This window comes from Nonomuraea sp. NPDC049480 (assembly GCF_044465905.1).
Lineage (GTDB): Bacteria > Actinomycetota > Actinomycetes > Streptosporangiales > Streptosporangiaceae > Nonomuraea.
On sequence record NZ_JBITMD010000037.1, the window covers coordinates 14,531 to 26,682 of the forward strand.

Annotated in this window: 10 protein-coding genes; 9 read left to right on the top strand and 1 reads right to left on the bottom strand. The window is 68.2% G+C overall.

All coding sequences use genetic code 11. The features are described from left to right. The first annotated feature begins 2 nt into the window (after window positions 1-2). The 6 genes from murJ (at window position 3) to trxA (ending at window position 6,225) form a co-directional block, all read left to right on the top strand. The gene (murJ, locus tag ACIBX3_RS54475; protein WP_397128704.1) at window positions 3-1,604 is read left to right on the top strand and encodes a murein biosynthesis integral membrane protein MurJ; all 1,602 of its coding nucleotides are present in this window, start codon (window positions 3-5) and stop codon (window positions 1,602-1,604) included. A gap of 152 nt (window positions 1,605-1,756) precedes the next feature. Continuing rightward, window positions 1,757-3,265, top strand: a complete 1,509-nt coding sequence (locus ACIBX3_RS54480; protein ID WP_397128705.1) for a protein kinase family protein — start codon at window positions 1,757-1,759, stop codon at window positions 3,263-3,265. A gap of 15 nt (window positions 3,266-3,280) precedes the next feature. Beyond that, window positions 3,281-3,916: an RNA polymerase sigma factor SigM gene (gene sigM / locus ACIBX3_RS54485; protein ID WP_397128706.1), complete on the top strand. Its 636-nt coding sequence runs from the start codon at window positions 3,281-3,283 to the stop codon at window positions 3,914-3,916. Then, window positions 3,906-4,817: an anti-sigma factor family protein gene (locus tag ACIBX3_RS54490; RefSeq protein WP_397128707.1), complete on the top strand. Its 912-nt coding sequence runs from the start codon at window positions 3,906-3,908 to the stop codon at window positions 4,815-4,817. The genes sigM and ACIBX3_RS54490 overlap by 11 nt, the downstream gene beginning before the upstream one ends. A gap of 150 nt (window positions 4,818-4,967) precedes the next feature. Continuing rightward, window positions 4,968-5,900 (top strand): thioredoxin-disulfide reductase, encoded by a 933-nt coding sequence (gene trxB, locus ACIBX3_RS54495; protein ID WP_397128708.1) that lies wholly within the window; start codon window positions 4,968-4,970, stop codon window positions 5,898-5,900. 10 nt (window positions 5,901-5,910) lie between these two features. Next, window positions 5,911-6,225, top strand: coding sequence for a thioredoxin (trxA, locus tag ACIBX3_RS54500; protein WP_397128709.1), 315 nt, complete (start codon window positions 5,911-5,913; stop codon window positions 6,223-6,225). Window positions 6,226-6,306: 81 nt separating this feature from the next. On the opposite strand, the gene ACIBX3_RS54505 is transcribed toward trxA, so the two are convergent. Next, on the bottom strand, window positions 6,307-6,924 hold the full coding sequence (locus tag ACIBX3_RS54505) for a GNAT family N-acetyltransferase (protein WP_397128710.1): 618 nt from the start codon (window positions 6,922-6,924) through the stop codon (window positions 6,307-6,309). 155 nt (window positions 6,925-7,079) lie between these two features. Between ACIBX3_RS54505 and ACIBX3_RS54510 the strand changes: the two genes are divergently transcribed. The 3 genes from ACIBX3_RS54510 to ACIBX3_RS54520 all read left to right on the top strand — a co-directional run bounded on the left by ACIBX3_RS54510 (window position 7,080) and on the right by ACIBX3_RS54520 (window position 11,261). Beyond that, a complete protein-coding gene (locus tag ACIBX3_RS54510; protein ID WP_397128711.1) occupies window positions 7,080-8,426 on the top strand; it encodes a PLP-dependent aminotransferase family protein in 1,347 nt (448 codons plus the stop codon). 255 nt (window positions 8,427-8,681) lie between these two features. Then, on the top strand, window positions 8,682-9,638 hold the full coding sequence (locus tag ACIBX3_RS54515) for a D-alanine--D-alanine ligase (RefSeq protein WP_397128713.1): 957 nt from the start codon (window positions 8,682-8,684) through the stop codon (window positions 9,636-9,638). 573 nt (window positions 9,639-10,211) lie between these two features. After that, window positions 10,212-11,261, top strand: coding sequence for a threonine aldolase family protein (locus tag ACIBX3_RS54520; protein ID WP_397128714.1), 1,050 nt, complete (start codon window positions 10,212-10,214; stop codon window positions 11,259-11,261). Window positions 11,262-12,152 lie beyond the last annotated feature (891 nt).

A 12,152-nucleotide genomic window follows, 5' to 3' on the forward strand; every position in this document is an offset into this window, starting at 1 on the left:
GCATGTTGCGTGCCAGCGCCATCATGGCGGCGGGCACGATGGTGTCCAGGGTCACCGGGTTCGTGCGGACCATGGTGCTCGCGTACGCCATCGGCACGGCGGCGCTGGGCGACTCCTACAACGCGGCGTACGCGATCCCGTACAGCATCCTCGACCTGCTGCTCCTCGGCGTACTGAGCAGCGTCGTGGTGCCGATGATCGTCCGGGCGCAGCAGCACGATCACGACGGCGGCCGGGCCTACGAGCAGCGGCTGCTGACGGTGGCCGCAGTAGCGCTGATAGGCGTGGCGGTGGTCGCCGTTTTCGCCGCGCCGCTGCTCATCGACCTCTACACCGACTGGGCTCCGGGCAGCAGGAAATACGAGGTCGCGGTCACGCTGGCCCGCTTCATCCTGCCGCAGCTGGCCTTCTTCGGCGTGGGTGCGGTGGCGGGCGCCATCCTCAACACGCACGATCGCTACGGCGCGCCCATGTGGGCGCCGGTCCTCAACAACCTGGTCGTCATCTGCGTGTTCGTGGCCTACGCCGTGATGACCGGGTCCCGCGGCCCCGAGATCGAGCTGGTGACCGACGGCGAACTGGCGCTGCTCGGTCTGGGCACCACGGCCGGCATCGTGGCACAGGCGGCCGTGCTGATCGTCGCGTTGCGGCGGGTCGGGTTCTCCTTCGTGCCGCGCTTCGACGTGTGGAACGCCCGGCTGGGCGAGATGGCCAAGGCCGGCGTCTGGACGATCGGCTACGTCATCGTCACCCAGCTCGGTTTCGTGCTGACCACCAACCTGTCCAGTTCAGCGGGCAATGTGGTGGAGGGGCACGGCATCACCCCGTACACACTGGCGTTCCAGCTCTTCCAGCTGCCGTACGGCATCATCGGCGTCTCGGTGATCACGGCCATGTTGCCGCGGATGAGCCGGGCCGTCGGCGAGGGCCGCTTCGACGACGTGCGCAGCGAGTTCGGGTCCAGCGTGCGGCTCGTCTGCGCGCTCATGATCCCGGTGTCGCTGCTGCTCATGGTGCTCGGCCCGGCGATCACCGTGCCCATCTACGCGCACGGGGCCACCCCCATCGCCGACGCCGTCTACATCGGCAACGTGCTGCAGGTCTACGGGCTGGCGCTGGTGCCGTTCTCGGTGTTCCAGCTGCTGCTGCGGGTTTTCTACAGTTTCGGCGACACGCGGACGCCGGTCTTCGTCGGTGCGGGCACGACGGCGGTCAACGCGGCGCTGATGGTGCTGTTCTACATGCTGTTGCCGGCCCGTTACGCGGTGATGGGGCTGGCCCTGGCCTACGCGATCGCGTACGGGCTGGGCGCGGTCCTGTCCTGGTGGCTGGCCAGCCGCCGGGTCCAGGGGCTCGGCGGATGGGCCATCGGCATGGGGCTGACCAGGATGTACCTCGCCTCGCTGCCCACGGCCGTGCTGGCGCTGACCACGGTATGGATCGTGACCCAAGTGTTCGGCGGGCTCCATTTCGGCAATTCGTTGATCGTTCTGGCCGTCGGCGGGGGCCTTGGCCTGCTGCTGTACCTCGGTGTCGCCCACAGAATGCGCATACCGGAGGTCAACTCGATCGTTGGGATGGTCGCAAGACGGGTAGGTCGGTAAAGAAACTCGGCACTACGATGGAGTCCGACACGCGCGAATGGAAGCAGGAGGGGCGTGGGCGGATCCACCCGGCATAGCGTGCCTTCGTGGGACACCACCACGCAGGTGAGTCGAGTCATGAGCACGCCCGATCGGCCAAGCGGAGAGAGCCTGTGAGCACGTCGGCCGTCGAACCCGGCACCCGTCTTGCCGAGCGCTTCCGGCTCGAGGACCGCGTCAGCGAGTCCGACGGCGCGACATTGTGGAAGGCGATCGACGAGATCCTGGCCCGTCCGGTGGCCGTGCACACCTTCGCCCCGGACTTCCCCCGCGTCCACGAGGTCGTCACGGCCGCCCGCGCGGCGAGCAGGCTGACCGACCCGCGGCTGACTCAGGTGTTCGACGCCGCCGAGGACGAGAAGCACGCCTACGTCGTCAGCGAGTGGGTCACCGGTGAGACGCTCACCGACCTCCTGTCCTCGGGCCCGCTGGAGCCGGAGCGCGCGGCCGGGCTGGTCGCCGAGGCCGCCGAGGCGCTCGCGCACGCCCACGAGTCGCAGCTCTACCACCTGTGCCTGCGCCCGGCGCACCTGGTGTGGACGACCGGAAACACGGTCAAGGTGCTCGGCGTCGCGGTCGACGCGGCGATGTACGGCCTGACCACCGACCAGCCGGCGCTCGACGACGCCGAGGGGCTGGGCCGGCTGCTGTACGCCGGACTGACCGGTCACTGGCCCGGCGACGAGGAAGAGGGCGGGCTGCCCGCCGCCCCCATGACCGACGGCCACTTCTGCACGCCCCGCCAGGTCACCGCCGGAGTGCCCGGCTACCTCGACGCCGTGACGGTGCGGGCGTGCCTGCCCGAGGCGCGCAAGGGTCAGGGCGCGCTGGCCAGCCCGTCCGAGGTCGCCGCGTCGCTGGCCGACGTGGCCAGGCCCATGCCGATTCCGATCTCCTATCCCTCGACGCCCGCGGTGGCCTCCGCCTCGCACACCGAGGGTCTGGACATCGCGCACCGCCAGCAGCGCACCGTTTCCCGGCCGACGCCCCCACCGCGACGGCCGCCGAGCGGCGGCAGCACACTCAACAGGGTGCTGATGACGCTGGTGGTGCTGCTCGTCATCGCCGCGGTCGGCGTCGGCGCCTGGACGATCGGCCGCAGCCTGGGCAGCCCGACCGAGCCCCAGGCCAAGAGCGCCAGCCCGAAGGCCTCCACCTCGGCCTCGACGCCCGTCCAGACGATCAAGCCGGAAGAGGCTCAGGGATTCGACCCGCTCGGCGACAAGGACGAGAAGTCGGACAAGGCGAAGCTGGCCATCGACGGCAAGCCCAGCACCTTCTGGGAGACCGAGGGCTACACCAGCGCCGAGCTGGGCAACCTCAAGAAGGGCGTAGGACTGCTGCTCGACATGGGCAAGTCCGTTCAGGTCAGTGACGTGATGGCTACGCTCTCCGATGCGGGAGGCGCGACCGTCGAGCTCAGGGTGGGCGACTCGCCCGATCTCGACGCGCTGAAGACGGTGGCGACCGAGAAGAACGCGGCGGGAAAGACCACGTTGAAGCCTGATCAAGCGGCGACCGGTCAGTACGTTTTGATCTGGTTTACGCGTCTTCCGGCAGAAGCGGGCGAGTTTCATGGCACCATCTATGAAGTAGTGGTGCACTCTCCCGGATCGGCATAATCAGGAATCTCTCTTGTGAACTCCCCACCCGAGACACCCTCAGCAGCGGAGCGGCCGGCAGTCACAGACGCCGAGCTGCTGACCGCGCACATCAACGGGGATCCTCACGCCTTCAGCGAAATCGTCAAGAGGCACCGCGACCGCATGTGGGCGGTCGCCCTGCGGACGCTCGGCGACCCTGACGAGGCCGCCGACGCAGTCCAGGATGCCTTCGTCTCCGCATATCGCAAGGCCGCCACGTTTCGCGGCGAGGCGGCCGTCACGACGTGGTTGCACCGCATCGTGGTCAACGCCTGCCTCGACCGGATGCGCCGCAAGTCCGTCCGGCCGGTGGCCGACGACGAGCTCATCGAGGCCGCTGAACGTGAAAGCCCGCTTCCCGACCAGACCGTCGAGCGCGAAGTCTCGATGGAGGTTTCGGCCGCGCTCAAACTTCTGCCCGCCGACCAGCGTGCGGCGCTGGTCCTCGTCGACATGATGGGATATTCGGTCGAAGACGCAGCTCAGGTGCTCCAGGTTCCCAGCGGCACCGTCAAGAGCCGGTGCGCCCGAGGGCGCGCGAAACTTGCCCCAATTCTTTCGCATCTGCGGAACCGAACGGACCTCAATCGCGTCTCATCCGCGAAGGGAGCAGAACTTCGTGACGGGTGATACGCACTACGATCTGGAAATCCTGGCCGAGCTGGCCGAGGGTCTCCTAGACGCCGCCACGGCGCGCCAGGTCCGCGAGCATCTCGCGGTCTGCGACCCCTGCGGGGAGCTACTGGCTGACCTGGCGGCGGTTCGCGAGGTGCTCGCGGCGACTCCCACTCCGGCCATGCCGATGGGTGTCGCACTGCGCATCGACAAGGCCCTTGCGGCCGAGGCGGGGTCTCGGCGGGGAGGTGTCGGCCTCGCGGAAACACCTGACTGGGACGAACTCATGCGGGACGCCCCGTGGGAGCGGCCGGTCAAGGCGCCCGAGCCCGCACGCTCGGCGGCCGGCTCCGAGGAGGTCGCCCCCGAGCCCGCGCGCCTAGGGGTGGTCTCCGACGACGGCACCATCGTCCCGGCCAAGCGCAGATCGTCCGGCCGGCGCCGATGGGCGCTGCCCGCGGTCGCGGCCGCGGCGGCCGCCGCCATGGTCGGCACGGTTGTGGTCTCGACGAACCTGCTCGCCTCGGGCGGAGACGGCGCCAGCGCGCCACGGGTCGTCGCGCTGCCGTCCGCCGACGTGTCCAGGAGCCCGATGATAACCAGGGCGTACACAATGACCGACAGCGGCTACAACTACAGCGACAACGTGTTGAAGCAGCCGCTGGAGAGCCTCTTCGGGCCGATGCCGATCATCCGTGGCGACGACGCCAGCGCCGACAAGGTCGCCAGGTGCGTCGGCAAGGTGGGCGAACGCAGCGGCCTCGGCGCCTTCACGGTCGACCAGGGGCAGTACAACGGCCAGGAAGCCCTCATCGTCGCCTCGTGGAAGAACAGGGCCGCCAAGAAGGTCCGCATCGACATCGTCGATCCGTTCAACTGCAAGAACCTGCGCAAGCCCACCATGGGCCGCTGGTAAAAGTACGCATCGCGGTTGTTGCCGCAGATAGGAGCCCGCGGAAACGCGGGCTCCTTCGTTTTGCCGGGGCGTTGTGGGTAGGGCAGGGAATCACGGCGGCCTAGGATCTGTTGACGCCGGTGCAACAGCAGACGAGGAAGGCGTGGAGCGTTGAGCGACGTTCGTAACGTAATCATCATCGGGTCCGGCCCAGCTGGCTACACCGCGGCCGTCTACTCCGCGCGCGCCGAGCTCAAGCCGCTGGTGTTCGAGGGCTCCGTCACCGCCGGCGGCGCGCTCATGAACACCACCGACGTGGAGAACTTCCCGGGTTTCCCGGACGGCATCATGGGTCCCGACCTCATGGACAACCTGCGCAAGCAGGCCGAGAGGTTCGGCGCCGAGCTGGTCGCCGACGATGTCATCGAGGTGGACCTGGAGGCGAACCCCAAGGTCGTCAAGACGTACACCGAGACCTACTACGCCAAGTCCGTCATCCTGGCCATGGGTTCCGGCTACCGCGAGCTCGGCCTGGTGAACGAGAAGCGCCTGTCCGGCCACGGAGTGTCCTGGTGCGCGACCTGTGACGGGTTCTTCTTCCGCAACAAGGACATCGTGGTCGTCGGCGGCGGCGACACGGCGATGGAGGAGGCCACGTTCCTGACCCGGTTCGGGCGCATGGTGACGGTGGTGCACCGCCGCGACACGCTGCGGGCCAGCAAGATCATGCAGGATCGGGCGTTCGCGAACGAGAAGATCCGCTTCGTGTGGGACTCCGAGGTCGTGGACGTGCTCGGCGACGCCAAGGTCGAGGCCGTGAAACTGCGCAACATCAAGACCGGCGAGGAGTGTGAGCTGGCCACCGACGCGCTTTTCCTGGCCATCGGCCACGATCCGCGTACGGACCTGGTCAAGGGGCAGATCGACCTGGACGAGGACGGCTACGTCAAGGTGGCCTCCCCGACCACCGCGACCAACATCCCGGGCGTGTTCGCCGCGGGCGACGTCGTCGACCACACCTACCGCCAGGCCATTACCGCGGCCGGCACCGGCTGTGCAGCCTCGCTCGATTCTGAGCGCTGGCTGGCCGAAAACGAGAAGTAAGGAGCGCACCGTGAAGGCTGTCACCGACGCCACGTTCGAAGCCGAAGTCCTCAAGAGCGACAAGCCCGTGCTGGTCGATTTCTGGGCGGAGTGGTGCGGCCCGTGCCGTCAGGTCTCGCCCATCCTGCAGGAGATCGCCAACGAGCACGGCGACAAGCTGGAGATCGTCAAGCTCAACATCGACGAGAACCCTGAGGTTCCGCGCCAGTACGGCGTGCTCCAGATCCCCACGATGAACGTCTACAAGGGTGGAGAGGTCGTGAAGCAGATCATCGGCGCCAAGCCGAAGGCCATGCTGCTTCGTGAGCTCGAGGGCATCATCTAGGTCGCCGCTCGCGGCGCGCTTCGCCCGGAAGAGCCCCTCGCGGTTTCGCGGGGGGCTCTCGCATGCGGCGCTGAGTCGCTCTCAGACGGGACGTAGTGCCCGTTCCGGGCTCATGGACCCCAGGAGCCGTTCCAGGGCCACCTCGACGTCCTCACGCCACGAGACGGCGGTCTTGAGCTCCAGCCGGAGCCGCGGGAATCGCAAATGCGGACGAACCGTTTTAAACCCCACAGAAAGCAAATATTCCGCCGGAACTACGCAACTAGGCTCTTCCCACTTGAGGTCGCCGAACGCTTCGATGGCTTTCACGCCGCGCCGCGTGAGGTCTTTGGCGACGCCCTGGATCAGCATCCTCCCCAGCCCGCCGCCGGAGAACTCGGGGATGATGTGCGCCGTCATCAGCAACACGGCGTCGGCGCTGACCGGCGAGGTGGGGAAGGCCACAGAGCGCGGACTGTAGAGTGGCGGGCTGTAGAGCACGAACCCTGCGGGAACCCCGTCGACATAGACGATTTTCCCGCAACTCCCCCACTCCAGCAGCGTGGCGGAGATCCAGGCTTCCTTCTCCAGTCCCGGGTCGCCCGACTCCACCGCACGCTCCCCGCTGACGGGATCGAGCTCCCAGAACACGCACCGCCGGCAGCGGCGCGGCAAATCTTCAAGGTTGTCCAGGGTTATGTTGACAAGCCGGCGCGACAACTACGGCCCCTATCGTTGACCCGGAAAAGCGCGCGAAAACCGCGTCCCCAGGTGGCATCGTAGCTCAGTGAAGAAGACGCCAGCGGACACCACGACGGTCGAGCCCGGTCACGTACGACATGTCCGTCTGGCGTAATCTGGTATTTCCGCCCGATATGACACCTAGGAGGTGGGCCGTGACAGGAGAGCTGGATCACGGTCAGACACCCGCGACCCAAGGGTCGCGCATCGATGCTTACGTCGATCGGTACGCCGCGCGAGCTGCCGGGATGGTCGCCTCCGAGATCCGAGCTCTCTTCGCCGTCGCGTCGAGGCCCGAGGTGGTCTCGCTCGCGGGCGGCATGCCGTACGTCACGGCTCTCCCCCTCGACATGGTCGGCGAGCTGGTCTCCGAGCTCGTCACCATGCGCGGCCCCGTCGCGTTGCAGTACGGTTCCGGCCAGGGTGACCCGCATCTGCGTGAGCAGATCTGCGACGTCATGCGGCTGGAGGGGATCCATGCCGGGGCGAACGACGTGGTCGTCACCGTGGGGTCGCAGCAAGCGCTCGATCTGATCACGCGCATCTTCATCGACCCGGGCGACGTGGTGCTCGCCGAGGGTCCCTCGTACGTAGGGGCACTGGGTACGTTCTCCGCCTACCAGGCCAAAGTGGTCCATGTCGCTATGGATGATCAGGGCATCGTGCCCGAATCGCTGGCCCAGACCATTTACGCGCTGGAGACCGCCGGGGCGCCCATCAAGTTCCTCTACACGATCCCCACCTTCCAGAACCCCGCCGGCGTCACGCTGAACATCGCCCGCAGGCAGCAGGTGCTCGACATCTGCCAGCGGGCCGGGGTGCTGATCATCGAGGACAACCCGTACGGGCTGCTCGGCTTCGACGGCGATCCCATGCGGGCGCTGCGTGCCGACAACCCCGACGGCGTGGTCTACCTGGGATCGTTCTCCAAGACGCTCGCCCCCGGCTTCCGGGTCGGCTGGGCTCTGGCCCCGCACGCCATCCGCGACAAGCTCGTGCTCGCCATGGAGTCGGCCGTGCTGTCCCACTCCTCGTTCACGCAGCTGGCCGTGGGGCAATACCTGGCCACGCAGCCGTGGCAGGAGCAGATCAAGACGTTCAAGGAGCTCTACCGCGAGCGACGCGACGCACTCCTGGACGCCCTCGACTCCCTGATGCCGCCCGAGGTCACGTGGACCCGCCCAGGCGGAGGCTTCTTCGTCTGGGCCACCCTTCCCGAAGGGCTCGACTCCAAGGCCATCCTGCCGCGGGCGGTGGCCGAGCGGGTCGCGTTCGTGCCCGGGACCGGGTTCTACTCGGACGGCAGCGGGGCCCGGCACATGCGGCTGTCGTACTGTTACCCCGAGCCGGACCGCATCCGCGAAGGGGTGCGGCGGCTGGCCGGGGTGATCGAGCAAGAGATGCAACTGCGGGACACGTTCGGGACCGGGTCAGTACGCGAACACGCCGGCGTGGACACACCTGGGCCGGATCTGGCTTAGCGGGTTTCCGCCGCGGGGTCGGCGTCGCCTTGGTCATGCCGGGCGGCACCGGCCCCGCCGCTTTTCGGGCTCGGGGCTTTCGGGCTCGGGGAAGCGATCACCGCACCTCACCCTCATGGAGCTCCGGGAGAAACGCCGGAGGTGGGCGGCTCGGACGGCGGCGCGCGGGAGAATCGTGGGAGAAGCACCTCACGTACACCATTCGCCCCCGGCGCCGGTACGGTTGGACAGCGTGCGATCAGCGGAGGAGATGTGATGAGCGATCTGGGCCACGTGCTTGTGCTGGCCGGAGGCCTCTCCTATGAGCGGGAGGTGTCTCTGCGCTCGGGTCGCCGAGTCAGCGAGGTGCTGCGCGCGGTCGGCGTCGACGTCGAGGCCCGCGACACCGACGCCTCCCTCGTGCCCTCGATCCTCGCCGACCCGCCGGACGCGGTCTTCGTGACACTGCACGGCGGCGCGGGCGAGGACGGCGCGATCCGCTCCGTCCTCGAGCTCCTCAACGTGCCGTACGTGGGCGCCGACCCGGACGCCTGCCGGGTGGCCTTCGACAAACCGACCGCCAAGGCCGTCGTCCGCTCCGTCGGCCTGAGCACGCCGGAGTCGGTCACCCTGCCGAAGGAGACCTTTCACGACCTCGGCGCCACGGTGGTGCTGGGCCGCATCGTGGAGCGGCTCGGCCTGCCGCTGTTCGTCAAGCCGGCCCGGGGCGGCTCCGCGCTGGGCGCGTCGATCGTCCGCACCGCCGAGGAGCTTCCCGCCGCGATGGTCGGCTGCTTCGCCTACGGCGACACCGCACTCATCGAGCGTTACGTCGACGGCGTGGAGGTGGCGGTCTCGGTGGTGGACTTCGGCAGCGGCCCGGTCGCGCTGCCCGCCGTGGAGATCGTCCCTGACGAGGGCGTGTACGACTACGCCGCCCGCTACACGGCCGGGCACACCGAGTTCTTCGCGCCGGCCCGCCTGCCCGCCCAGGCCGCCGCCGCCTGCGCCGAGACCGCGGTCACGGCCCACACCGCTCTCGGGTTGCGCGACATCTCGCGTACGGATCTGATCGTCGACGCCGCCGGCGTTCCCCATTTCCTGGAGGTCAACGTGGCCCCCGGGATGACGGAGACCTCGCTCCTGCCGATGGCAGCCGAAGCGGCCGGCCAAGACCTGGGCGAACTCTGCCGCACCCTCCTCCAAAACGCCGCCGCCCGCTCTCGCCCCTGACTCCTGCCGGCAAGGCTTGGGCCGTGTCCCCATCGGTCCAAGCTTCCCCGCCCGCGAGGGCTTCACGAACCAGCGCCGCCGGCCGTTTCCGGCTTGACGCCGTCAGCTTTTCCATGGCGCCGGCAACTCGTCCAAGTGTGACGCCAGGGATCTGGATCGCACCACAGATCAACCCACCAGTCCGTCCCCTCGGATCGGGCACCGGCAGGTGGCTCTCTCCCTCGACACCTTGAACATGACGCACGGGAGCAACTCCGCGGAGCGCCACTACTCACCCGCGCACACCACCCGCAGTGCCGGCATTGCCCGCCCGCGCTTCCTGTGCCGGACCCGACATCATCCACAGTGGGGCGCTCGCACCGCAACGCGCTCCACTGACCGCCACCAGCGCTTGTCGTCGTTCGGCACCGCTCAGGCCGAGCCGTAGCCGGCTGCCTGGATATCTCAGCGCGCACCGCCGCAGCATCAACCTGCTTGCCCTCCCCCACGTTGGTCGTCGCCGCTGCAACCGCATACGTGAAGGCGACCGATCGAGCGAATCTCCCAACCAGTCGGCAGTCGTAGCCTTACGGTGTGCTGATCGATCCGACGTACCCGAAGAGTTTCGCCAGCGACAACCACGCGGGCGTGCACCCCGACATCCTCGATGCCATCGCCGCCGCCAACCACGGAGACGCACCTGCCTACGGCGACGACAGCTGGACCTCCGCCTTCGAGGTCAAGATCAAGGAGGTGTTCGGCCCAGGCGCGGAGGGCTTCGCGGTGCTCAACGGAGCAGGCGCCAACATGGTCGGCCTGGCACTCATGCTCGGCCGCTACGACGCCGTCATCTGTGCCGACAGCGCCCACATCGCCACCCACGAAGCGGGAGCGGCGGAGCGCCTGCTCGGCGTGAAGCTGATGACGGTGCCCACCGAACACGGCAAGCTTCAGCCGGACGACATCAAGGCCCGTTTGGGCGGCATCGGCAACGTCCACGAAACACAGCCAACGGTCGTCTCCATCTCGCAGGTCACCGAACTCGGCACGTGCTACTCCCCCGACGAGATCACCGCCCTCGCCGACACGGCACACGCGGCGGGCCTACGCCTGCACATGGACGGTGCCCGGCTCGCCAACGCCGCGGCGTACTTCGGTTGCGACCTGAAGACCATCACCGCGGACGCCGGGGTGGACGTCTTCAGCTTCGGCGGCACCAAGAACGGCGCCCTCGCTGCCGAGGCGGTGGTGGTCCTCGACCCCTCTCTGACCGACGCCGTGCCCTACCTCCGACGCCAGTCCCTTCAGCTCGCCTCAAAGATGCGCTTCATTTCAGCGCAGCTCTCCGCGCTCCTGACCGACGACCTCTGGCTCCGGAACGCGGCACACGCCAACCAGATGGCCGCACGCTTGGCGAACGGGATCGCGGACATAGCCGACGTCTCCCTGGCTCAAGCCGTTCAGTCCAACGCCGTCTTCGCCGCTCTCCCACCCGCAGTCACGGAGACCCTTCTCCGCCGCTACTCGTTCCATTACTGGGACAAGGCGGCCGGCATCGTCCGCTGGATGACCGCCTTCGACACGACGTCTGAACACGTAGACGACTTCCTGGACGACATCCGCAAGGCCGTCGCCTCAACGTAGGACGCGCCGCTGCCTGGCCTTGGTTTCACGTGAAACACATCGCCTTCCGCCGCGCCTGTGAGCGGCGCGCACCCCCGCGCGCTCGCCCCTGTTTCACGTGAAACCAAGGCGGCCCCCAACGAACGCTCTTCGGGGCGGGCACGGGGCGTTTCACGTGAAACACGGCCGAGCCAAGGCGCCTACGAAAACACAGCGAGCGATAATGCGTCCCATCTGAGGACGACGCAGCCACCAAGGCCATGCTGCGCGCTAAGAAGGGAGCCGGCGCCGCCGATGGGCAGCATGCCCTTCTCCCGCCCGGCATCCAGTGCGGCGTCAGTCCCTGAGCTGTGAAGCCCCGCGAGCTTACGAGGATGACCCCGGGGTGCGCCCCGGGGAGCCTGGGACCCCGTAAGCGTGGGACCCGTAAGCGTCAGCCCGTGAGACCGTAAGCCCGCGAGCCAAGCCCTCATGGGACCCCCGAGTCCCCGAGTCCCCGAGTCCCCGAGTCCCCGAGTCCCCGAGTCCCCGAGTCCCCGAGTCCCCGAGTCCCCGAGTCCCCGAGGAGCATAGGCCCGCCAGGATCATGGGTCCGCGCCCCGTGAGGCGTGACGCGTGACCCCATGAGGTGTGAGGGTTCTGGAGTCGGTGAGGGGCAGGAGTTCGCAACTCGGTGAGCGCGTGAGCCGGTGCTGAGTGAGAGCGGCAAGTTCCGGGTGACGGGTGACGGGTGACGTGGCGACGACGGATCCACGGAGGCGACGGAGGCGACGGATCGACGCACGGACCCGAGCTGAGCGCGGACCCGAGCTGAGCGACAGACAGACCAACCGAGGGATCTACGCACGGACTCGACCTGAGCATGGACCCGACCGAGGGTGGGGATGTTTCACGTGAAACCGTGCGGCGGGC